At 51.5% G+C, this 22,548-nt stretch carries 20 protein-coding genes; 11 read left to right on the forward strand and 9 right to left on the reverse strand.

The genetic code is table 11. The features are described 5' to 3' along the window. Positions 1-126: 126 nt before the first annotated feature. The gene (locus AC5RE1_RS07855; RefSeq protein ID WP_493938565.1) at positions 127-1,212 is read right to left on the reverse strand and encodes an acyltransferase family protein; all 1,086 of its coding nucleotides are present in this window, start codon (positions 1,210-1,212) and stop codon (positions 127-129) included. Positions 1,213-1,439: 227 nt separating this feature from the next. On the opposite strand from AC5RE1_RS07855, the gene AC5RE1_RS07860 reads away from it, so the two are divergent. Together AC5RE1_RS07860 and AC5RE1_RS07865 are read left to right on the forward strand one after the other, a co-directional pair. Continuing rightward, positions 1,440-2,315, forward strand: a complete 876-nt coding sequence (locus AC5RE1_RS07860) for a LicD family protein (RefSeq protein ID WP_493938567.1) — start codon at positions 1,440-1,442, stop codon at positions 2,313-2,315. Between the two features lie 15 nt (positions 2,316-2,330). Continuing rightward, positions 2,331-3,575 carry a lipopolysaccharide biosynthesis protein gene (locus tag AC5RE1_RS07865; RefSeq protein WP_493938569.1) on the forward strand — a complete coding sequence of 415 codons (1,245 nt, stop codon included), beginning with the start codon at positions 2,331-2,333 and terminating at the stop codon, positions 3,573-3,575. Between the two features lie 57 nt (positions 3,576-3,632). Here the strand turns inward: AC5RE1_RS07865 and AC5RE1_RS07870 are convergent, their stop codons facing one another. The 7 genes from AC5RE1_RS07870 to AC5RE1_RS07900 form a co-directional block, all read right to left on the reverse strand. Next, a complete protein-coding gene (locus tag AC5RE1_RS07870) occupies positions 3,633-4,889 on the reverse strand; it encodes a glucosaminidase domain-containing protein (RefSeq protein ID WP_493938571.1) in 1,257 nt (418 codons plus the stop codon). An 81-nt stretch (positions 4,890-4,970) separates the two neighbouring features. Continuing rightward, positions 4,971-6,116: an acyltransferase family protein gene (locus AC5RE1_RS07875; RefSeq protein ID WP_493938573.1), complete on the reverse strand. Its 1,146-nt coding sequence runs from the start codon at positions 6,114-6,116 to the stop codon at positions 4,971-4,973. Positions 6,117-6,147: 31 nt separating this feature from the next. Next, positions 6,148-7,911 (reverse strand): hypothetical protein, encoded by a 1,764-nt coding sequence (locus AC5RE1_RS07880; protein ID WP_219585325.1) that lies wholly within the window; start codon positions 7,909-7,911, stop codon positions 6,148-6,150. A gap of 106 nt (positions 7,912-8,017) precedes the next feature. Then, entirely contained in the window at positions 8,018-8,389 is a 372-nt protein-coding gene (locus AC5RE1_RS07885; RefSeq protein ID WP_219585323.1) for a DUF2304 domain-containing protein, read from the reverse strand. A 26-nt stretch (positions 8,390-8,415) separates the two neighbouring features. Continuing rightward, on the reverse strand, positions 8,416-9,138 hold the full coding sequence (locus AC5RE1_RS07890) for a glycosyltransferase family 2 protein (RefSeq protein ID WP_006681349.1): 723 nt from the start codon (positions 9,136-9,138) through the stop codon (positions 8,416-8,418). Positions 9,139-9,189: 51 nt separating this feature from the next. Then, complete coding sequence (locus AC5RE1_RS07895; protein WP_219585321.1) at positions 9,190-10,575, reverse strand: hypothetical protein; 1,386 nt, start codon at positions 10,573-10,575, stop codon at positions 9,190-9,192. Between the two features lie 16 nt (positions 10,576-10,591). Further along, positions 10,592-12,007 (reverse strand): sugar nucleotide-binding protein, encoded by a 1,416-nt coding sequence (locus tag AC5RE1_RS07900; RefSeq protein ID WP_493938576.1) that lies wholly within the window; start codon positions 12,005-12,007, stop codon positions 10,592-10,594. 228 nt (positions 12,008-12,235) lie between these two features. Here AC5RE1_RS07900 and rfbA point away from each other — a divergent pair, with 228 nt between their 5' ends. The 9 genes from rfbA (at position 12,236) to AC5RE1_RS07945 (ending at position 21,638) form a co-directional block, all read left to right on the forward strand. Then, complete coding sequence (gene rfbA, locus AC5RE1_RS07905) at positions 12,236-13,096, forward strand: glucose-1-phosphate thymidylyltransferase RfbA (RefSeq protein WP_103631989.1); 861 nt, start codon at positions 12,236-12,238, stop codon at positions 13,094-13,096. Positions 13,097-13,197: 101 nt separating this feature from the next. After that, a complete protein-coding gene (locus AC5RE1_RS07910) occupies positions 13,198-14,472 on the forward strand; it encodes a rhamnosyltransferase WsaF family glycosyltransferase (protein ID WP_103631988.1) in 1,275 nt (424 codons plus the stop codon). Next, positions 14,465-15,388, forward strand: coding sequence for an NAD-dependent epimerase/dehydratase family protein (locus AC5RE1_RS07915; protein ID WP_006681344.1), 924 nt, complete (start codon positions 14,465-14,467; stop codon positions 15,386-15,388). The genes AC5RE1_RS07910 and AC5RE1_RS07915 overlap by 8 nt, the downstream gene beginning before the upstream one ends. Further along, positions 15,378-16,328, forward strand: coding sequence for a glycosyltransferase family A protein (locus AC5RE1_RS07920; protein WP_493938579.1), 951 nt, complete (start codon positions 15,378-15,380; stop codon positions 16,326-16,328). Before AC5RE1_RS07915 ends, AC5RE1_RS07920 begins: the two co-directional genes overlap by 11 nt. Before the next feature lie 13 nt (positions 16,329-16,341). After that, positions 16,342-17,322, forward strand: a complete 981-nt coding sequence (locus tag AC5RE1_RS07925; protein ID WP_219810862.1) for an ABC transporter permease — start codon at positions 16,342-16,344, stop codon at positions 17,320-17,322. 2 nt (positions 17,323-17,324) lie between these two features. Continuing rightward, a complete protein-coding gene (locus tag AC5RE1_RS07930) occupies positions 17,325-18,515 on the forward strand; it encodes an ABC transporter ATP-binding protein (protein ID WP_006681341.1) in 1,191 nt (396 codons plus the stop codon). Continuing rightward, positions 18,508-19,479: a glycosyltransferase family 2 protein gene (locus tag AC5RE1_RS07935; protein ID WP_285101507.1), complete on the forward strand. Its 972-nt coding sequence runs from the start codon at positions 18,508-18,510 to the stop codon at positions 19,477-19,479. Before AC5RE1_RS07930 ends, AC5RE1_RS07935 begins: the two co-directional genes overlap by 8 nt. A 200-nt stretch (positions 19,480-19,679) precedes the next feature. Beyond that, positions 19,680-20,687, forward strand: a complete 1,008-nt coding sequence (rfbB, locus tag AC5RE1_RS07940) for a dTDP-glucose 4,6-dehydratase (RefSeq protein ID WP_493938583.1) — start codon at positions 19,680-19,682, stop codon at positions 20,685-20,687. 3 nt (positions 20,688-20,690) lie between these two features. Then, positions 20,691-21,638, forward strand: a complete 948-nt coding sequence (locus AC5RE1_RS07945) for a glycosyltransferase (RefSeq protein ID WP_493938585.1) — start codon at positions 20,691-20,693, stop codon at positions 21,636-21,638. 21 nt (positions 21,639-21,659) lie between these two features. On the opposite strand, the gene AC5RE1_RS07950 is transcribed toward AC5RE1_RS07945, so the two are convergent. Continuing rightward, entirely contained in the window at positions 21,660-22,424 is a 765-nt protein-coding gene (locus AC5RE1_RS07950) for a hypothetical protein (RefSeq protein ID WP_493938587.1), read from the reverse strand. Positions 22,425-22,548 lie beyond the last annotated feature (124 nt).

Below are 22,548 nucleotides of genomic sequence, written 5' to 3' on the forward strand. Positions count from 1 at the left end.
GGTGGGTGCTTCTGAAAAGCGCCCACCAACCTCTTTCAGTGAATGGCTATCACTTCGTTGGAAGGCAATGGCGGAAATGAGGGAAGTGAGTTCTCTGTAGCGAAAAGCCTTGTTTGCTGAGGCTTACTAACGAGCAGCTAAGGAGAGCTCTCCCCAGGGGGATTTTCCGCGAACCCAACGCATCGTTGCACGTTCAACACCCAACCAGCTCGCTGTCGCCAAGATGACAGTGATGAACGTGGCAACCATTAAAAGGAACCAGAACCCCATCGTGTGAACGCCGAACAGGATAAGAAGCTGAAGGACGGGGAAGTGGAAAATATACACGCCGTACGAGATGTCATGAACCTGAATGAGTTTCGGAGAGGGGAGAACAGCTCCCAGCCAGAGGATCACGTAGGCCATAAATGGTGATGCTGCTTGCTTACCGAAACCGTCCGAACCGTAGATACACACAAGCGCAAGGATGAGGGAAACAAAAGCGTACTCCCATCTCATTGGCAACTTATCGCCTAGCTGGAAGATAATCGCGCCCCCAAGGAAGTACGGGAGCATAAAGATGAGTAGCTGAAAATCGCCACTATTTCCAACGTAGGGAAGGAACCAACCGATTCTCGCGTGAATTGCTACCGACACGAGGAATAGCAGGATTGTTGGCCACACGTGGTTCTTTGTGAACGTCCATGACAGGAAGACACCGATGATGATGTAACACCAGAACTCGTAGTACAAACTCCAGAGGGAACCATTCCAAGCCGACGGATAAGGCACCGATGCAAGAGTGCCCGAGACATCGTAGTGATTAATTAAAAGGAAGATATTCGAGTAAATGTAGTGGAGTGGCGTAGTCGGAGTTGCGAAGAACCCGTCGAACGAGTGCTTTTCAACGTAATAGGCAATCGGTGCGAAGATGAAAGCAACCGCAACTAGGGACAGCAAGAATCCGGGATAGATGCGAGTAATGCGATTCATCAAATAGTGTGCGCCATTACTTCGAGTTCGTGCGCCCGTGATAAGAAAGCCGGAAATACCAAAGAAACCAACGACTGCCCAGCTACCCAGGTGTTGTCCCTGCCAGACAACACCATCTCCAACACCTGCCAGAATCTGGGCGTGAGAAAACACAACCAGAAACGCAAGGGCTAATCGCAGGAGGTTGAGGGCGTTATCGCGAGAGCCAAGATCTCGCGTATATGGTTGGGGCAGATGCATGGTCACTTAGTGTAATGGACGCGTATCTGGCTCCCCTTGATCGACTCTTGTTTCTCGTGTGCAACCTACGACAGTGGTGAACAACGTGGATGTGCATGTGAATTCTTGTGGCGTAACGAGTCTGGGATCATTGTTGAAGCACGATGTGTTTCTCGGCTGAAATACTCTCCTGTGCGATAATCGGGTAACGATCAAGTTGGAATGATGCTCGAGTTTAAGGACAACGTATGGCAACGCCTGATGCATTTTCAGATCCGGAGCAACTTGCGAAGATTCAGGCAGTTCTCCTAAAGATTCTGAAGGATTTTGATCAAGCCTGTCGCGAGCTTGGGGTCGAGTACACGGTCTACGGTGGAACATCTATTGGGGCTGTGCGGCATCAGGGGTTCATCCCGTGGGACGATGATGTTGACGTGCTGATGCCCCGTGCCGATTACGAGCGTTTCCTTGCCGAGGCGCCGAAGATTATGTCGAAAGACTATCGTTTCGACAATACGCGTACGGTGCCAGAATATCCCTTCATGTTTACCAAACTTGGGCTGGATGGAACTGTCTTCATTCCTGAGTTTGGCAAGGACTCGAAGTACCGGATGCGCCTAGCAATCGATCTCCTTCCTCTCGATAATGTTCCGGGCGATGATCCTGCAGCGGTTAAAGCAATGAGTCGCAGAACATGGGTGTGGGGTCGTCTGCTCTACGTACAGGGAACCCCGACTCCCTACTTGATCGACACACACGGCTTCAAGCGTTTTGCGATCCACAGCGCAACCTCGCTTGCTCATTGGGCTATGCGTTTATTCCGTGTAACCCCACAAATGTTGCAGAACAAGTGGGATAAGGCTGCTCGTCGTTTCGAATCGGTTGATACAGGGATCTACGCTGACTTTTCGATGCGTGATCCGTGGAACTGGACAGTGACTCGTGAGGAGCTCTTCCCAGCTCGGGATGTTCCATTTGAAGACATTACGGTCAAACTCCAGCGCGAGTACGACGCGGTTCTGACACGTTCGTACGGCGACTATATGCAGATGCCACCGGAAGAGAAGCGCCGTAACCATAAGCCGGTAGAAATCGATTTCGGTCCCTACGAGCCCCTCTCCTGAGAGAAGGACGAGTCCATGTCGGACACCAGTGCCAGTAGTTCTCTCAAACGTGACTACTTTTGGAATACCGCATATTCTCTGATGCAGTCTGTGGCGACGGTAGTCATGTTGATCGTTGTCACTCGTGTTCTCGGTATTGAGATTGCCGGCTTATATTCATTAGCAATTGCGGTCGGTCAACAATTCCAGACGCTGGGAATGTTTGAAGTACGCACGTACCATGTGACAGACGCGTCGGGAAAGTTCACTTTCGGCACCTATCATGCAGCGAGGATCTTGACCGTCGTTGCAATGATTATTGGCATTGCAGGATACGCGGTTGTGAGTGGCGATGGGCTCTCCGCTGTGATGCTCATGATCCTGGTTGCCTCGATCCGCGTCTTTGATGCGTTCGAAGATGTTTACTACTGCGAGCTTCAACGTAGTGGCCATCTGGATATTGCTGGTGCAGCAGGGTTCTGGCGTACTTTTGTCACTACAGCTGTATTTAGCGCCGGGCTTGTCATTACGCAGAACCTTTGGATAACAGTAATTGCAACTTTGGTTGCGTCGCTCGTAGCGATGATCGTTCTATTTGTTCCTCAGAGCGTGCGTCTTTTTGCTTTCACACCGCTATGGACAAAACGCGAGATTTCTGCTCTCCTCATTGATTGTCTACCGCTTGCTCTTGCATCGTTTATTTCCATGTATCTTGCGAATGCTCCACGTTTCGGCATTGACCGTTACTTGGGCCTGACAGAACAGGGTATTTTCGCAATTCTTTACATGCCTGCGGTAGCGATCAATTTGCTGGCATTGGTTGTCTTTAGACCACTTCTGACACAGATGGCTCATCATTGGGTTCGCCGCAACTGGCCAGGATTTGTTGGGATCGTGCGTCGCGGGCTTACTGCCACGGCGGGCGCATTTGTCGCGGTTGCGATTGTGACCTACTTTATTGGTGTTCCGATTCTCAATCTTGTTTTCGGTAAAGATATTGCTCCATATCGAACGGAGCTGATTGTACTTGTCTTTGGCGGAGCCATGAACTCTGCCAGTGTGATTCTCTATTACGCGATTACGACGATGCGCCAGCAGAAGCTGGTCTTTGTAGGGTACGCCGCGTCAGCGTTGACGATTGCAGCTCTTGTTCCCATTCTGATCCCGCATTATCAGATTATGGGTGCTTCGATTGCATATGGAATAGCGATGACCGTGCTCTCCATGATCTTCGGACTCGTACTGGTAGCGAACAGGGATAAGAAAGCCGTCGAACAGTAGTCGTATGTGAGAGCCGAAACGGCTTCAAGCCCAACTGGGCATACCTCTGTTCACTCTTTAGCTGAAAGACCGCTTCATCAGGGCAACGATGTGGAACCCGTAGTTTTTGCCGGTCGCCCACCCGCGGTGTTGGGGATTTTCTTGAATGCCGAGGTATTCAACGATGGGCGCGCTTCCCGTTACAACGTAGGCGAACCGCTGATCTACCAAGGGGTAGGTAAGACTAGATACAGTTGCATGTGGGTCAGCGTATGCGCGTAGGTGCTGGACTTGTGCCCGCAGACCGGTGCGCACATTGGGGAAGCCGTTGCCTTGTACTCCGTTACCTGTTGCGGCAAGTCCTGCGAAGTTGAACTGTTGAATCTTGACGTCGCCACCGAATGAGAGCCACGCGGTTTCTAGCATGGACTGGGCAAAGACAACTTCCGGGTTGACGCCTTCGGCTGTTGCCTCGTCATAGAGGATCGAGAAGAAGTCTAAAGCGGTGGGAGCGCCCCCAATGCTGAGTGCACCCGAGGGATAGGAATGACCCGATTGGGCGTATGCGTTCAGCATTGCTTGGATCGTTGTGGCACGGTTTGTGTGGGGGGCTCCCATGATCGGCGTAGGAGTAAACCACGTTCCGTCGGAGGCAAAGTAGTAGGTGGCCGAATCAATGACCTGGCGGCCGGTGGCCATTGCTCCGGAGGTGGTGAGGTAGTACCAGGTGCCGTTGTTTTCCAGCCAACCGGTTTTCATGGCGCCTGATGCTTCAAAGTAATACCAGGTTCCGTTCACTGATTGCCAGCCGGTGGCCATTGCTCCCGAGGTGGTGAGGTAGTACCACGTGCCACCGTTGTCGACCCAGCCGGTTTTCATTTCGCCGCTCTGGGTGAAGTGGTACCAGGTGTTGTTGACGAGGGTCCAGCCGGTGGCCATTGCTCCGGAAGAGTCGAGGTAGTACCAGGTGTTTCCATTGTGGAGCCACCCAGTTTGCATGGCGCCGCTGGTGGCAAAGTAATACCATTTGCCCCCGATGGGCTGCCAGCCAGTAGCCATCGCATTCGAGGAATTGAAGTAATACCGCGAAGAATTGATCTGCTTCCATCCAAGGACGGCTCGGCCCTCTGAGTCAGCCCAATACCAAGAACCGCGATCTTGGAACCAGCCCCGCAGAACGTGTCCCGAACGGGTGAACATCCAGCTATTGTCCTGGAGCGACCATCCGTCCTGGGAGGCTGTAATTGGCTCAGCGATGGAAGACACTGTCACTGAAGGTAGCAGTGTCAGCGCGAGGCACAATGATGCAACAGAGCGAATGCGATGAGATCCCATAGGGCGAGTCTAATGATCTGAGCACCCTTTGGGAATCCCAGCTGTGGTTTCAAGCTGGATTAGCGGTGAGGAAAACAGATCTTAACGTACAACAGGCCTGTCCTCGGTTGTGTTTTCACTCGCCGGCACCGGAGAAAAAGAAGAGGTCTCCTTTAGGTCACCCCACGGTGATTTTCCACGTGCCCACCGCATTGCAGCACGTTCGACACCAAACCAGCTGAGAGTCGCCAGTGCCATCGTGATAAGTGCAGCGACAATCAAGAATGGAACGAATCCGAGTTTGTCCAGGTGAAGAGTGATCAGGAACTGAATGATGGGGAAGTGGAATACGTAGATCCCGTACGAAATATCATGTGTTTTCACCCAACGCGGTGATGGCACGATCGTACCGAGGTAGAGAACGAAGTATGCCATGAGCGGAGAGGCGAGTTGCTTACCGAAGTCTGGCAAGGCGTAGATGATGCCAACCGAAGCAATAGCAGCGATCAGTGCATAGCGACCACGCATTCGAAGCTTGTCCTTCAGCTGGAAAATCAGTGCACCACCCAAGAAATAGGGAAGCATGAAAATGAGCAGTCCCAAATCGTAGTTGCTATCGATGTAGGGATTGAGGCGTCCAATACCAGCGTGGGCCAACACTGAAACTGCGAATAGAACGGCAGTTGGCCAGACATGCTTGCGCATAAATGCCCAGGACATGAATACGCCGATGATGATGTAGCACCAGAATTCATATGAGAGCGTCCACAGCGACCCATTCCACGCCGTAAGCGGATGATCTGACAGGGTTGTACCGATGTGGTAGTAGCTGACTTTCAGCAGGATATTGCTATAAACGTAGTCAAGTGGGGTAGGGGAAGAACCAAAATATCCGTCAATAGTGCCCTTTTCAATCACGTGGGCAATAGGAGCGAGCACGAAAGCGACGAATGCTAGTGCTACAAGGAATGCAGGATAGATGCGGGCGACGCGGTTAATCAGATATTTTCCCGCATCGCTTCGGACTCGGGCTCCGGTAATGAGGTAACCCGAAATTCCAAAGAATCCAACAACTGCCCAGCTTCCGAGGTGTTGTCCTAGAACAACGACGCCATCACCTGTAGCGGTGAGAATCTGCGCGTGGGAGAAGACGACGAGTAGAGCGAAGAGCAAACGTAGAAAATTCAGCGAGTTATCTCGAGAACTGAGATCTTTTTGGACGAAGGTCTTTCGTAGCTTATCGAGCATGGATTCCTAAAGAGCTAAAGACAAGACTGAATCAGTTGTCGAGGGTGATGAGTTTGACGCGATCCGATAGGCCACAGTAGTCAATCTGCTCACGCGTAGTTTCGTAGCCCTCAGTGGACGTAATAACAGTCGCTTCTTTATCCCAAGCGCGTAGGAGTGGGCATAGCATTCCGTAGTAGTCGCCTTGCCATTCGCGGTATGCGTGAATACGCACATCATAACTGGTAGGCGCTGAGAATTGAATAAGGTAGCGATTTCGATCGCCATCGTATGCGCGGTTGGACGCGTGACGAATAAATACGACAGGAGCGCCCTGGTTTTCGTCAAAAACTTCAACCAACTGGTCGTACAGTTTCTTTTCCTCAGCGGTCGGCATTGTGTGGTCTTTATTTGTGGGCATTGTTGCGTAGCGAGGAAGGGTGGGGAAGAGAGTCCCACCCCGACCGAAATGTTCAAATGGGAGAAGAGAGCCTACACCCATGATGACTACCGACAGAACGAAGAAGGCGACTTGAACAAAACGCCCTCGCCACCATGCGTAGGAGCGTCGGTCAGATGCTGACCGATGGGTAAACGCTTGGCGGAGCGCTTCAATCGTCATGATGGTTGCAAATGTGATCGTTGAGATCCACATCATCTTCAGGGGATAGTAGCCCCAGCGAGAGTCGCCAGATTCTCGCATTAAGAGGAGGAAGAAAGTCGCGAGCCAACCGCCAACTGCAAAGGCACCAAGTCCCATTGTCTCGGGCGAGCGATGCCGGGGAAAGGCGGCAACGAAAACGAAGAGCAGGAGAAGCAGAAGAATGCTGGCAATTGTAAGGTGGTCGCTTATCTCACCAGCAAAATAGCCGGGACCAGCAGAGAGGTAATCACCGTCGATGCGGAGTGCTGGCAGTGACCAAGCGAAGAAGAATACTGCAACGCAGAGCCAAGTCAGTGCGATCCAAATCAACTCTCGTGACGTTGGGTGATGAACGGGAAGATTATGAAGGCAACGTACAAGTGCCATTAATAGCAGCAGGCCAGGCATCAGGGAAGCTGGAGACCACGTAGCAAGTGTGGCGACCAGTAGCACAGGAAGCCAAATGAGTGCTTGGGCAGGACGGAGGGTCCGATAGGTAATCCACGAAAGGATCAAGATCAAATAGATAACTGGGATGTTGAGGTAGCCATCAAATTCAACCGCGCCAAAAATATTACGAGTAAAGGGGACCCATCCGATAACAAACACGGCAGCTGTACGTAGGGGCCATGGAGCGTTTGGCAACAACGCCCACGTCAACCAGCCGGTAAACATACTGGCGAGACAACATACAACGAGACCCGCAACGATATTGCCATACAGCATCGTCAGAAGCGGGCTGAAGGAAGTACCTGGCCCATAGAAAATTGAGGTGATAACCGAAGTAAGGAAGACAGGTTTGACCTCATCGCCGGAGCCTAGTCCGCCGTTCTGGTGGATTGTCAGCGCTTCGATGGTATTCATCACCATATCGTTACGCGTGAACTGAACCGGAACGCCACCGTCATAGTACGAGAGCAAATAGACGACTGAAGCGATACCGACAAGAGAGGGAAGAAGAATTGCGAGTGCAGTGAAGAAAGACCGACGAGTCAGTGTCTGGTAGTTCCGATAGATGACGACGCCAAGAAGGGCAAGCGCAACGATGACGGCTGTCCAGAATACCAAGGCGATGCCGGTCTTGACGACCATTCCGAACAGAGCAACTGTGATCAGAGAAAACAGAAAAAGCGCCGTGGCGCGCACGGAGTCTCTTAGGAACTGCACATTCATGTTGTGAGCCTACCTGACTGATCTCAAGTTCTTCTTACCGAAAAGATTGGTGCTCGTCACGTTGCCAGTGAGGTCTTAGCTCTCCGAGATAACACGTTGAATGGCTTTAGTGATCTGATTGCTTTCCAACTTGCTGGGATTTAATGATCTCGAGCTCGTAGTTGAGGATTGCGATTTCTTCAGTGAGCTTTCGTCGCTCTTCGCTGGCATGGGAAAGATCAACGCTCATTCGAAGTGTAAGAAGCATGAAAACAACTGCTCCAGTCACTAGAGCAAGGTTGAGAGGAACCTGCACACCCAAGAGATGAGCAACAAAGCTCAGGGCCTTCGGGAACAAGGAAACGATCAATACCCCGATTGCAATGACGAACCACCACGTCGCGTAGCGTTCCTTCATTCCAGCATTGCGCATCTTGATGAAGATTGCGTAAAAGATGACGAGCGCGAAAAGGATGCCGAGCCAGTATGTTGATGTCATTTCTGATCTCCAGTTTCTCTCACTCGTCAGCCAACAGAGGGGCGTGTCAAGGCAACGGACAGTGCAATGAATGCACGAATCAGGAATCGAGCAGCTTTAAGAGGATTATGTGAGGGTTCTCCTCCAGCACGGGGACGCATTTCTACGGGGACCTGCCGAATCGATAAACCGTGACGTTTTGCGATGACAAGTGCTTCGATTGTGTCACCCAGGTACTCAGCCGGATAGTTCCGTGCAAACAAAGCGATAGCTTTTCGGTTGCTTAGTTTGAAGCCCGACGTTGTGTCAGTCAATTTTGTTTCGCATACTCTCGAAAGGATTGTGGAGAGAACTTTCATTGCCCAATGACGGGGGCCTCGAACGGTGTAGTCGCCTTTTCCTGCGAAGCGTGCGCCGATCACAACATCGGCATCCGTTTTCTTCGCGGATGCCAAGAGATTCGAGATCTCCTTGGGGTCGTGTTGCCCGTCTGCATCGAGCTGAACAGCATAGTCGTAGTTGTTGCGTTGAGCATAGGAATAACCTGTCCTCATCGCTCCTCCGACACCGAGGTTGATTGGCAGATCAAGAACTATCGCGCCGTGTTCTTTGGCAATTGCTGCTGTGCGATCGCCGGAGCCGTCAGAGACAACAGCTATATCAGCCATCGAGCCGACTTCGCTACGAAGTTCTTCAAGCACAGGTCCGATGACTGCTTCTTCGTTCCATGCCGGAACGATGACCAAGATTCGTGATTTTGCTTCAGCCATTATCTGTTACTTTCTGCTCGTCGGTGTTAAGTGCATAGTGAATGTACTGACCTAGACAATACTGTTTGCAATCAGAGCAAACGCGAGTGCAAACACGGCGAATACTGCCACTAGAACCGAAGAAGTCTTGGACTTTACTGTCACGGGTAGACCTATCGCAAGAGCCGGTAGAAGAGCGGCACCATATCGCGGAGCAAGGTCAAACCCAACACCCATTGTGAGGTTCAGGTAGATGTAGAACGCGGGGGCTACGAAGATTGAGGCCAACAATAGGGCAAGCGCGAATGATTGGTTAAGTACTTCAGTGTTAACAGCGAAGAGAGCTGCTCCAACGAGACCTGAAACCAGAAGCAAGGAAGATAACGTTGTGAAAGCATAAGGGAGCCCGACTGCGCCGATTAAGCCGCCATTGAGTGATACAGGGCCCATGTAAAGGTAGGTAAGGAAATTATCCAGTTGCTCGACCGCAAAAGTCGGTGAGAAGGGAACATGCGCATCGATTGAATAATTTTCGGCGATGTGGATTGCAGTGACGTTCCTGTAATGCTGGTAGGCAAACTGAGCGACAAGGCCCAAAAGTAGCGCCAAGAATGTAAGAAGAATTGGTCGCTTGAGTGAAGAGCGTTCCTCTTTAACGCGTATGAAATAGATGAGGATAAACAGCAGTGCTGCACCCGTTGCAAAGAGCATCTGGAACTTAATCAGACCAAAAAAAATCGAGGCAACGATGAGGGGAATCGAAGTCCATTCTTTGCGGACCATTTTCAGCGTAGATAAGAAGATGAATGAACCTGCGAGCAAACTGAACGAGTCAGGGGTGATATAGAAGTTCGCCCACCTGATCGCGGGACTTGCAAGCATAAGAGCGGTCACTGATGCCGTGATAAGGCGTGAACCGCCGAGGTATCGCGCAAGGCGCCATGTCGCAGTTAATCCCAGCCCGAGCCATAGAGTACCGGTGAACTTGGCTAACAAATACATCTGTTTGCCGGGAGCGAGGAAGAGAAGAATCTTCGTCAAGAAAGCAGTGATAAAGAAATAGAGAGGTGAGTGAACTGAAGCGGTTGAATAGCCTTTAAAGGGATAATCTTCAGAGGGCGCATTGGTGTCACCACAGGCAGGACCTTGCCGGCCGTAAATCTCGATGCCTACGCATGTAATGAGCGAACGCGCGTATTCGTCCGTTTCAGAGTATTGACGAGTAACTTCGCCGTGCATTGCTTTATCAACAGCGTCGATATATACGTACTCGTCTTGCGGGGAGATCGCACTATGCTCCGAAATATAGCGATAACCGACGAGCGCTGAGAGCGCCGTAAAGATAAGAGCCAAAAGAATAGTTCGTACCCACAGTGGCGCCTCAGAAGCATCCCGATACAGTTTCATGTTCATGATGGTGCGAGTGCCTTCACTTGGTTTGGTATCCAGGGCGGTCATAACGCGTAAGTTGCGGTCAGCTGAGAGTCTCTGTAAGAACCTGCATCGAGTTTCGTGGTGTGAAGCCTGTCTGTTCAAGCTTCATCAAATCAAGCGTCGAGTTGAGAGGACGGGGAGCAATCTGTTCTTTTCCTGCGTAATACTCAACGGTTGTTACGGGGATAACGTCGTCTGGCGAACGACCGACTAACTCGAAAACTCGTTTCGCGATGTCACACCACGAGACAACGGGACCTCCACCAGAAAGGTTGTATGTTCCGTATTCGGCGTTAGTTGAAAGAAGGTGAATGATGCCACCTGCTAGGTCGGTAGTAAAGGTAAGACGCCCTTTTTGGTCGTTGACAACGGTGGGATTAACACCTTCATCAGCAAGACCCTTCATCGTCTTAATGAAGTTCTTTCCATCGCCAACAACCCAGCTGGTCCGAACCAAGTAGTGCTGGGGAGTGGTGACAATTGCTGCATCGCCACCAGCTTTCGACTGACCATACACGCCTAGAGGGCTTGGATTCTCGGTCTCCGTGTGAAATTCCACTGAACCATCGAAGATGTATTCGGAAGAAATATGCACCACCGTCAAGTGGTGTTTGCTTGCGATTCGAGAGAGATTCGCAGGTCCATGGGCATTGGCTCGCCAAGCAAGCGGGCGTCCTTCAGGTGTTTCTGCTCCGTCGACGTTTGTCCACGCTGCTGCATTGATAATGATGTCGTATTGCGACCAGTCGAGCGCGTCCATGGCGGCATCGTCAGCAATATCAAATTCTGGAAGATCGACACCCGTCACGTTGTACCCAGCTTCGGGGAGTTGCTTGAGGAGTTCGCGTCCAAGCTGACCATTTGCTCCGGTTACCAAAACACGTCGCGTATCTGGGGAAGGGAAAGGAATAACATCTGCGAGTTTGGGATGAGCTTTGTCCTTATCGGACAGAATCGCGTCCTCCAACGGAATTGGCCAATCAATTGCGACAGTTTCATCGTTGAGGTTCAAGAAGGTGTATTTTGCGTCGGCAGACCAGTGGTCATTCACCAGATAGGTGTATGCGGTATTTGGTTCCAAAGTCTGGTATGAATTGCCCACGCCTCTAGGAACGAAGACTGCAACCGAGGGGTCAATTTCAGTCGTGTAAACCGTTCCGAACGAAGGGCCTTCGCGCAGATCTACCCACGCGCCGAAGACTCGGCCGGTTGCGACCGAAACAAACTTGTCCCACGGCTCAGCGTGAATACCGCGTGTTACGCCAACTTCATCGTTGAAAGAAATGTTGTTCTGCACGGGGCCAAAGTCAGGTAACCCAAGAGCAAGCATCTTCTCTCGTTGCCAGTTTTCTTTAAACCAGCCACGGTTGTCTCCATGCACGGTGAGATCAATGCGTAGGAAGCCAGGAATAGGGGTTTCTTCAATGCCAAGAGCTTTTCCTGTCGCTGTCGTCATCGTGAATCGTGCTCCTACATCCATGGCTGGCGCTGAGTGGAAACTAGTACTGGAACGAGTTTAGGTGATAGGGGGCCGTTTATCGGTGAAGCAGACGGTGATATTCCTCAGTTGCACTCTGGTACATGTGTGAGTGTGATGCGCAACATTAGAAAAAGTCTTGGCATAATGAGCGTCAAGGTGCACAAGTAAGTCGATCAGTGCGCGCACTCAACCTGCGGAGGAACGATGAAGGGCATTATCCTTGCCGGCGGATCAGGAACCCGATTGAATCCAATTACATTGGGAACGTCAAAACAGCTTGTCCCGGTGTATGACAAACCGATGATCTACTATCCGTTGTCAACGCTGATGCTTGCAGGTATCCAAGACGTCCTTGTCATTACGACACCTCATGATGCCGAAGCTTTCCACCGCCTGCTGGGCGATGGCTCACAGCTTGGTGTCAATATCTCGTATGCTGTTCAAGAAGTGCCGAACGGACTTGCCCAGGCATTTGTCCTTGGTGCTGATCATGTTGGAACTGACCCCGCGGCTCTCGTTCTTGGTGACAACATCTTCTACGGTCCCGGTATGGGCACGAAGCTTCGCCGTCATGTGGATCCTGATGGTGGTGCAGTGTTCGCCTACCATGTGGCAGATCCAACCGCGTACGGTGTCGTTGAATTCGATGATAACTACACCGCAATTTCTATTGAAGAAAAGCCTGCTCATCCGAAGTCGAACTATGCGGTTCCCGGTCTGTACTTCTACGACAATAACGTCGTAGAGATCGCGAAGAATCTCAAGCCTTCCGTACGCGGTGAATACGAAATCACGGATGTGAACAAGGTTTACCTTGAAGCAGGAAAGCTTCAAGTTGAGGTTCTCCCTCGAGGTACTGCTTGGCTCGATACTGGAACATTTGATTCCCTTGCTGATGCAACGAACTTCGTTCGTACAGTGGAAGCACGCCAGGGGATGAAGGTTGGAGCTCCTGAAGAAGTGGCTTGGCGTATGGGCTTCATTGATGATGAAGGACTGCGTCAGCGCGCTGAACCGCTGGTGAAGTCCGGTTACGGGCAGTACCTGCTGGACCTGTTGAAGTGATCTGATCTGTCAGTTTCCCGTCAACGTCGTGTGATGGGGAACTGGCAGACCTGTGTATGTACTGCCCTGTATCAAGGCCTCGGACATATACACTGACGCGTATGAATGGAATGAAGAAGCTCGCGAACTATTCAAAGCTGGGCGCCTCGTATTACAAACGTAACGGCGCACGACTGACAGTAGGGCGCCTCTTCCTTGGAGTGGGCACTCACTTATCCTCTCCCAAAAATGCGGGTGGGCTCAGCGGACGAAGGAATGCTTCGTTGGTGAAGTTCGAGGACGCGGCGGTTGCTGACTGGACAGTAGCTCCGCAGTGGAAACAAGAGCCTCGATCGGTCGGAGACGGCCCATTTACGACTGCCTGGATTATGTCTCCCCCCGGAGAGCATTCAGGTGGACACCAGAATATATTCCGTTTCCTTTCTTTCTTGGAACAAGCCGGACATACGGTCAAGATCTTTCTCTATTCCTCTAACCCCCTGCCGATCAACATCAAGGGCATCCAAAAGATACTTCGTGATTCGGTTGCTTATCCTCAGTTGAATGCTTCAATCGAGGTGTATTCGCCATCGGCTGGAGTCGGCGAAGAAGTCGACGCGATCTTCTCCACCGGTTGGGAGACGGCATACCCCTCGTACCTCGACCGTTCGAATGCGCGCAGATACTACTTTGTGCAGGACTTCGAGCCGTCGTTCTACTCTGTTGGCTCCGAATCCGTGCTTGCCGAAAATACGTACCGCTTCGGCTTTGAAGCTTTCACTGCTGGACGCTGGCTTGCAAAGAAGCTTTCCACTGACTACGGAATGAAAACACATCCCTTCGATTTTGCGGCAGATTTTTCACTCTATAAGCGAACGAATGAACAGCGCCGATCAGATGTGTTCTTCTATGCGCGACCAGTGACGGCTCGTCGAGGGTTTGAGCTGGGGGTCATGACTCTTGCTGAAGTGAAACGGCTACGTCCTCTAACAACGATTCACATGGCAGGATGGCCTCTCGGTGGTTGGGATGTGCCATTCGACTTTATCGATCATGGTGCGATGAGTATCAGTGATTTGAGTCCTCTCTACAACAAATGTGCGGCCGCTCTGGTGATGTCACTGACGAACATGTCGTTGCTCCCACTTGAATTGCTTTCGTGCGGAACGATCCCGGTCGTAAATGACGCAGAGAATAACCGTCTGGTTTCAGCTAATCCGCATATCGCATACACGCCACTGTCGCCAAAGGCATTGGCGCATAGAATCGTTGAAATTCTCGATGATTCTCAGCAGATTGAAAAATCTTGCGAGGCAGCCTCGTCCGTTTCGGATTTCTCATGGGACGATGCGGGGGCTCAATTTGTCACCGCCTTCGAGGAGGCAATGCGTGGCTAACATTCTCGTCATTGGCGGAAACGGTTTTCTTGGATCCCACCTCGTGGATGCTCTCGTAGTGCGTGAGCATCGTGTCACCGTATTCGACATGTTTTCGGGGACTACCCATTGGGCCTCGGAAGGCGTTGATATCGTTGATGGAAATTTTCTGAACATAGCTGATCTTCGACGGGCGGTTCGCGGCAAGCAGATTGTTGTTCACATGCTGTCGACGACGGATCCTGCAACAGCAGAAAATGACCCGATCGTGGATATTCGCACGAACATTCTTGGCTCGGTTGAGTTGTTCCAGATCTGTGCTGACGAGGGAGTTGAGCATGTCTACTTTGCTTCTTCAGGTGGCACGATCTACGGAGACCGCGATCAAGAAAACTTTTCCGAAGAGGATCTGACGCTTCCAGTTTCTCCCTATGGCATTGGAAAGCTTGCCATCGAAAACTACATGCGTTTCTTTGAACGGAAATATGGTTTGCGTTCAACGAGTTTCCGTATTTCGAACCCGTATGGGACTCGTCAAAACCCGCATAAGCGCCAGGGAATTATTCCGATTTTCTTGAGGAATATTCTGAACAATAAGCCTCTGACAGTGATGGGAGACGGAACGATGTTCCGTGACTACATCTATGTCAAAGATTTCGCGAATATCGTCGCTACGATGATTTCGACGGGCCCAAGCCAGCCGGTATACAACGTTGGTTCGGGACGTGGCACTACGGTGAACGAACTTGTCGACGCGATGGTCAACGTGACGGGTAGGCATCCCGTTATCGAATACCGTGACGTTCCCAGCACCTATGTCCACGGTAGCGTTCTTGACACGACACGCATCCAAAACGAGTTCGGACCGTTCGAAATGACTGAACTTGAGGTCGGTATTCAACGTACGTGGCAGGAGATTTGTGAACATGGCTTCTGAAAAAGAATATGAATTCGACGCAACAGTCGTCATTCTGACCTATAACGGTGAGCAACACCTTGAGGAAATTCTTCATGCGGTTCATGCTCAGCGCTATGGTGGCACGTTTGAAACGCTCGTCATTGATTCGGGATCCACAGACTCGACGCTCGACATCATCGCGAAGAATCCGTGGGTCAGGCTTCATCAGATCCCGAATAGCGAGTTTGGTCATGGAAAAACACGCAACCTTGGTGCCCACTTGGCTAAGGGGCGCTATGTTGTCTACCTGACTCACGATGCGACTCCAGCATCTGATCGCTGGCTTCATGAGATCACTGCTCCCTTTGATATTAGCGAGCGCATTGTTGCAGTTATGGGTTCTCAAGTGCCTCGTGCAGATGCATTCCCATTGCTGCGCTACGACGTGAAAAACACCTTTGCCAGTTTTGGGCCGATGCACGGTACAACCTTGTTCTACGACGATGATTTCATTCAGGACGAGGGCGTGCGTAATGCGGTGACCTTCTATTCCGACGTGAATTCGGCAGCTCGTCGTTCAGTTCTCACAGGCGAGATTCCTTACCGCGATGTTTCGTATGCCGAGGATCAGTTGCTTGGCCGAGATGTCATTGATGCTGGCTATATTAAGGCGTACGCTCCGCGAGCTGTCGTTTGGCACTCTAACGAGATGACGATCTTAGAATACGACGATCGTATGTTCGAAGAAACGCAGGGCCTTCGCGAAGTCGGGATTGATGTAGCCCTTCCGTCGATTCCTACAGTCGCAAAGCTTGTTGTTGGTGGAGTGCTTCGGGATGCTGTTCGTTTAGTTCGTGATCGCGAGGTTACAACCAAACGCAAGCTTCACGGATTGCTTGTGAACCCGGCCTATCATGTCCAGCGCTGGCGAGGCGTACGTCGAGGAGTGCGTTCAGCGTTGAAGCGCTATGGAGAATGAGGGGGAGAGTGAAGTGACTACAAGAGCGAACTCAGAGTTTCATAGCCCCTCTGAATCAGGAGCCGAATTATCAGGGATGACACCAGAAACACTCGACAAGATCGTTGCTGATCGGGAAGCACGCCTGGTTCAAGAACCTCTTAAAGAGCTCGGGGACAAGACGGGAATTATCAAAGGTACGCGGACGGCTGTCCGAGATCTGTGGCGACGTCGAGAACTGTTCGGTTACCTTGTCAGACGAGAGCTTAAAGCAAAATACAAGGACTCAACTTTCGGTTTTGCCTGGTCGCTAGTGAAGCCACTGGCACAATTGCTGATCTACTTCATCGTTATTGGTCATTTTCTTGGAGCAGCGCGAGGTATCCCGCAGTTTGCTATCTTCGTCTTCTCCGGATTGACAGCATGGACGCTATTCGCTGACATCATTAATGGAGGAACCGGATCAATTGTCGCAAATTCCGGGCTTGTAAAGAAGGTTTACCTTCCACGTGAGGTATTCCCACTATCTGTTGCAGGAAATGCGCTTGTTAACTTCTTAACTCAGTTCATCATCCTCCTGATTGCTGTCGTATGTACTTTTCAATTTCCGCATCTGCATTTACTCGTATTCTTTCCGCTAGCCCTTCTTCTCCTTATCGTTTACGGCTTGGCTGGAGGCTTATTTCTCTCAGCAATAAATGTTTACTTGCGTGATGTTCAACATCTGATTGAAGTGATTACATTTCTAGGATTCTGGGCTTCCCCTATTGTCTATTCCTATTCTTTCGTAGCAAACACAGTTTCCGGATGGATTCTTGAACTGTACCTGGCTAATCCAATTACCCTAGCAATTCTTGGGTTCCAAAGGACAATGTGGGCGGCAGGAGTCGATGCTCCCTATCCCACTCATATGATTCTCCGCATGACAATTGCTTTGATTGTCGGAATTCTTCTTCTTTTCGGAGCGCACCGCGTGTTTGTGCGTCTCGAAGGTAACTTCGCACAGGAGCTGTGATAATGGCTAAGACTTATCCAGATGTTATCCGTGTAGATAATGTGTCAAAATCTTTTAAGATCCATCGAGATATGTCGATAAAGGATCGAGTCGTCCATTCTTCAAAAGCTCATATCGAAGAGTTTAATGCGTTGGAAGACGTTTCTTTGTCGATCCCAATGAATCAAACAGTCGGTCTGATGGGACACAACGGTTCTGGTAAATCTACACTGCTTAAAATCATGGGCTCGATCATTCGTCCGACGATAGGAACGGTGACTACACGTGGGCGCATGGCGGCTTTACTTGAGCTTGGAGCTGGCTTCCATCAGGATTTAACTGGTAGAGAGAACGTCTTTCTCAATGCATCAGTTCTTGGCATGACTCGCGTGGAGACTGAACGACAGTTCGATGAGATCGTTGCCTTTTCTGGAATCGAACGCTTCATCGACACTCAGGTGAAGTTCTATTCCTCCGGAATGTATGTGCGCCTAGCCTTTGCAGTTGCGGTTCACTCGGATCCGGACATTCTTCTTGTTGATGAAGTCCTTGCGGTTGGTGATGAGCCATTCCAACGAAAGTGCATGGATAAGATTTCCGAATTTCAACGTGAAGGACGAACGATTCTTCTTGTCTCGCACTCAGCAGATCAAGTGAATGCGGTCTGTGACCGCGGTGTTGTTCTCGATCATGGACACGTTGTTTTTGACGGTAATACGCAAGAAGCAGTTCATGCTCTTCGTGAAGCATTTGAGCTTGCCGATAGGGAACAGAAGGAAAGCGATCCTTCAGATTACTTGTTTGGCAAAGTCCGTCTCGATGATGTTTATATTGAGGACGCACACGGTAATCGTGTTCATCGCCTGAATACTGGCGATGATATGAAAGTCCAGATGGTTTTCACCACTGAAGAGAAAATGGATGACTGGCTGGTTGGTATTACATTCGAGACCAATCTTGGTCAGCACTTGTTTACATTTGATACCAATGCCTCAAAATCGGTGATGCCTTCAGTTACGGGTCAGAATCGAGTCACATTCTCGATTCCTAATCTTCCTCTTGGGGATGGAATGTATCGCCTTCATGCGGGGATTGCAGATGGACTTGGGAGGACCATCAATCATCGCCACAACGCGTGGGACTTGATCGTTGCTGGGCCTTATGCAGGTACGGGGCCGATTGCGATGATGCCAACAATTACTTTCAATGATTGATTCTCCGCGCATCAGCGTCGCCCTGTGTACGTATAACGGCGAACGATTTATCGCTCAGCAGATTGAGTCGATTCTGGCTCAATCCATGCCGGTGGATGAAATTGTTCTGGGCGATGACGCTTCTAGTGACAACACAGTTCAGATTGTTGAAGAGCGTGTTGCTGGAACAAACATCGACCTCATGGTCCGGCGTCATAATCCCGGCCTTGGCGTCAGGAGTAACTTTGCTGATGCAATCAGCGCGACGACCGGTGACGTCATTATTTTGTGCGATCAGGATGATGTCTGGCATCAGGACAAAGTTGAGAAACTAGTCGAAACTCTTGACGACAAAGAGCTCGTTCATTCTGATGCCCGCCTTGTCGACGCTGAGGGGAATCCAAAGGGATCGGCGCTTCTTGAAGAGCTCAACGTCAGCGCGTGGGAGAAACGGAACCTCGTCGATGGCGATGCGCTCGCGGTACTACTCAAGCGGAACCTTGTTACGGGCGCAACGGCTGCGGTGAAGGGGGAATTCGCGCGCAGTATTATGCCGGTTCCTGACGGCTGGATCCACGACGAGTGGCTTGCGTTCATTGCCGCTTTTGACCGTCAGCTGGTTCTTCTTCCAGAAGCCCTGACGGACTATCGCCAGCATGAGAATAACCAAATTGGCGCGAAAAAAGAACCGTTATCTGTTCAGATCAAACGCAAGATTTCAGCAGACTCTGATGATGACGCGCGACGCTTGACGCGAGCCCTCAGCGCATTCCACTTTGTCGCCAGCACCAACCGTGGACTCGAAGAGGACAGAGAACGCTTAGAACGGGCAGCGAAGCATCAGCAGGCTCGTTCACTCATGCCCAAAGGGCATCTTTCTCGGATCCCAACGCTTATGGGGGAGGCGTCTAAAGGCAACTACTCGAAGTATTCGCGAGGTATCTGGGCGTTCGGTCGTGATCTTCTGCGAAGCTTTGATTCCTGAGACGATATCTAGCTGATGGGGATCAGGGGAGTGCGTCTTTCTCCCCTCAGGTGATCAGGGCTTCTTGTGCTCGCAAGCACGGCATCAAGAAATGTGCTTCCCCCGGCTTCTCTTTTCTGTTGATGGTGCGTCTGAAGCTCATTCAATGTCCTCGTACGGCATAATTGCCTATAAAGCTGTTCAATTGTTAGGAGTTCATCGTGCGAATCGTCGTTACTGGTGGTGCTGGTTTCATCGGAGCTAACTTCGTCCACACTCTTCTTGAAGACCATCCGGATGTAGATGTTGTTGTTCTTGATGCGTTCACCTACGCAGGCAACCGTGGCTCGTTGACCGATGTGTCCGAGGACATGGCGAAACGTCTGAGCGTCATTGAAGGCGACATTGCGGATGCTGATCTTGTCGATTCAGTCGTTGCGAAGGCTGATGCTGTCGTGCACTTTGCTGCCGAGTCACACAATGACAACTCTCTGAACGATCCGTCGCCGTTCATTCAGACGAACCTGGTTGGTACGTTCACCCTGCTTGAAGCAGTCCGACGCCACAAGGTTCGTTTCCACCACATTTCAACCGACGAGGTCTACGGCGATCTGGAACTGGACGATCCCGCTAAGTTCATGCCGACCACTCCCTACAACCCCTCGTCGCCCTACTCGGCATCGAAGGCCGGCTCGGACCATCTGGTTCGCGCGTGGGTGCGTTCGTTCGGTGTGGAAGCAACGATTTCGAACTGCTCGAACAACTACGGTCCCTACCAGCACATCGAGAAGTTCATTCCTCGCATGGTCACGAACCGTCTGCGCGGTGTCCGTCCGCGCCTGTACGGCGATGGTCTGAACGTTCGCGACTGGATCCATGTTCGCGACCACAACACGGCGGTCTGGGACATCCTGATGAAGGGTCGTATCGGCGAAACATACCTGATCGGCGCTGACGGTGAAACGAACAACCATGATGTTGTCACGATCCTGAACGAACTGATGGGCTACCCGGCAGACGATTTCGATCATGTCGCCGATCGCCCTGGCCACGACCTGCGCTACGCGATCGATAACACGAAGCTCCGCGAAGAACTTGGGTGGGAGCCCCACTTTACGGACTTCCGCTCGGGTCTTGCCGACACGATCAAGTGGTACACCGATAACGAAGCATGGTGGGCGCCGCTGAAGGAAGCCGTCGAAGCGAAGTACGCGGCTGAAGGTCACTGATTCGTGGATAGCCACGCACGTGGCGCGTTGGGTGAAAACCCGCGCGTCACGGTCTTAATGGCGACCTACAACGGTCGGACGTGGATTGACGAACAGATCGATTCAATCCTTGATCAGAGGGGAGTCGACGTAACGTTGCTCGTTTCTGATGACGGGTCAACAGACGGCACTGTTGAACACGTTGCACAGCGCGCTGGTCAGGATCGACGTATTCGCCTTCTTCCGCCTCGCGACGGTACGCCGGGTGTGACGGGGAATTTCCTTCATCTGTTCATGACGCATCGTCCGGATGGTTCGTATGTTGCGTTTACGGATCAAGATGATGTGTGGCATCTGGATAAGTTGTCCAGACAGATTGCGATTCTTGAAGCTGAACATGCGGATGTGACATCCTCGAATGTCACGAGCTTCGATCAGTCGGGGAAGAAGACTCTGATTGATAAAGCGGGTGCCATGCAACGGTGGGACCACATTTTTGAGGCTGCCGGACCGGGGTCGACCTATGTTTTTACGCCGGAATTCCATGAAAAACTTCGTGATGCTCTAGAGCTTTTGGACTACTCTGCCATCGGTGTCCACGATTGGTACGTGTATGCGATTTCGCGTGCGATTGGTGCCAAGTGGATTGTGAGTGCGACGCCGACCCTGGATTATCGTCAGCATGAAGCGAATGTGCAGGGCGCGAATAGGGGATTGGGAGCGTATGCCGACCGTTTTGCGCGTCTGCGTAGCGGTTTCTATCGTGGTCAGTTCTTGGCGGTCGCGCGTGCTGTGCGTCAGGTGGCACGATACGACGATCAGGTGATGGCGGATCTGAGTACATTGATCGGCGAGCTTGAGGACACGTCTGTTTCTGGTCGTCTGAAGTTCGCTCGTCGTTGGCGTCAGATTCGACGCAAGCCTCATGAAGGTTTCCAGCTGGCGCTCGCACACGTATTGGGCGTGTGGTAGTCGCCGATTGTTCAGTCGCGTTCAGTGCGCGCCGTCGTGAAGGAGCGATGCGCCTTCTGACTGAGCGATTCGTTGTGCCTCTTGCTCGGAATACAGTTTCGGATCAATAAGTACGAGGCTGCGCCCACTTAACCAGTGCGTGACTGCGATGGGGGCGCAATGATCCAACTGATAAAGGGCAATGCGTTGCGATTCAGAAGACGCGGTGGCTGGTTCAAGCAGGTGGGTGATGCCACACGCTTCTTCAACGGATGTGGGTGCCAGCTGTGGAATGGGTACTTCGAGTGCGTCGCTTTGAGCGCCGACCTCCATGAGTGCATCGAGCACTCCATCAGGCAGGGGCTCTCCATTCCACGAAAACGTGAGGTAGGTGCGTGGTTGGGCTAACACCCACGCGCCGCGCTTCAGCGCGTCGCGTGAGGCCTCGTCAACCGAATCTGTCACAAGGATGTCGGAAACACCTAGCGTTGCTGAATCACTGCAGAGCTTCAATCCCATAGCAAGCGCGGGAACGCTCCACGTGAGCTTCTGCCACGGGCCCACGGCGAGGCACAGTGTTTGGCGCGTCTCATTGTTGGAGTCAGAAGAGACGGTCGAGGGAGTTTCGAAGCCAAAGGGGCCATCAAACAGGTTCGGAGCAAGGTCGCTTCCCAGAAGATTGGCGACCTTCGCGAACCAGCGGGCAATGACCGGTCCGTTGAACTCAACGCGTTCGTGCGAATAGATCGTCATTTGCGGGGATGGACGTGTTGCCAGAAGCGAAATGAGTTGCGGGAAAGTGGTCATAAGTGGAATCGTAGTGGACAGATGTTCTCCAAGCTCATCGAATAACAATGCCGGATTCCTGCCGAAAACCTGCTTGAGGCGCACAAATACTGGCTAACCACAATAGTTCACTTCTTGCAACTGG

The organism is Actinotignum sp. usb-actsch-rep-73, assembly GCF_059082735.1.

What these genes read in the sequence shown, in the direction of transcription:
- AC5RE1_RS07855 (WP_493938565.1), bottom strand. Translation starts at nt 1,212, where the DNA reads ATGCATCTGCCCCAACCATATACGCGAGATCTTGGCTCTCGCGATAAC.
- AC5RE1_RS07860 (WP_493938567.1), top strand. Translation starts at nt 1,440, where the DNA reads ATGGCAACGCCTGATGCATTTTCAGATCCGGAGCAACTTGCGAAGATT.
- AC5RE1_RS07865 (WP_493938569.1), top strand. Translation starts at nt 2,331, where the DNA reads ATGTCGGACACCAGTGCCAGTAGTTCTCTCAAACGTGACTACTTTTGG.
- AC5RE1_RS07870 (WP_493938571.1), bottom strand. Translation starts at nt 4,889, where the DNA reads ATGGGATCTCATCGCATTCGCTCTGTTGCATCATTGTGCCTCGCGCTG.
- AC5RE1_RS07875 (WP_493938573.1), bottom strand. Translation starts at nt 6,116, where the DNA reads ATGCTCGATAAGCTACGAAAGACCTTCGTCCAAAAAGATCTCAGTTCT.
- AC5RE1_RS07880 (WP_219585325.1), bottom strand. Translation starts at nt 7,911, where the DNA reads ATGAATGTGCAGTTCCTAAGAGACTCCGTGCGCGCCACGGCGCTTTTT.
- AC5RE1_RS07885 (WP_219585323.1), bottom strand. Translation starts at nt 8,389, where the DNA reads ATGACATCAACATACTGGCTCGGCATCCTTTTCGCGCTCGTCATCTTT.
- AC5RE1_RS07890 (WP_006681349.1), bottom strand. Translation starts at nt 9,138, where the DNA reads ATGGCTGAAGCAAAATCACGAATCTTGGTCATCGTTCCGGCATGGAAC.
- AC5RE1_RS07895 (WP_219585321.1), bottom strand. Translation starts at nt 10,575, where the DNA reads ATGACCGCCCTGGATACCAAACCAAGTGAAGGCACTCGCACCATCATG.
- AC5RE1_RS07900 (WP_493938576.1), bottom strand. Translation starts at nt 12,007, where the DNA reads ATGACGACAGCGACAGGAAAAGCTCTTGGCATTGAAGAAACCCCTATT.
- rfbA (WP_103631989.1), top strand. Translation starts at nt 12,236, where the DNA reads ATGAAGGGCATTATCCTTGCCGGCGGATCAGGAACCCGATTGAATCCA.
- AC5RE1_RS07910 (WP_103631988.1), top strand. Translation starts at nt 13,198, where the DNA reads ATGAATGGAATGAAGAAGCTCGCGAACTATTCAAAGCTGGGCGCCTCG.
- AC5RE1_RS07920 (WP_493938579.1), top strand. Translation starts at nt 15,378, where the DNA reads ATGGCTTCTGAAAAAGAATATGAATTCGACGCAACAGTCGTCATTCTG.
- AC5RE1_RS07930 (WP_006681341.1), top strand. Translation starts at nt 17,325, where the DNA reads ATGGCTAAGACTTATCCAGATGTTATCCGTGTAGATAATGTGTCAAAA.
- AC5RE1_RS07935 (WP_285101507.1), top strand. Translation starts at nt 18,508, where the DNA reads ATGATTGATTCTCCGCGCATCAGCGTCGCCCTGTGTACGTATAACGGC.
- AC5RE1_RS07950 (WP_493938587.1), bottom strand. Translation starts at nt 22,424, where the DNA reads ATGACCACTTTCCCGCAACTCATTTCGCTTCTGGCAACACGTCCATCC.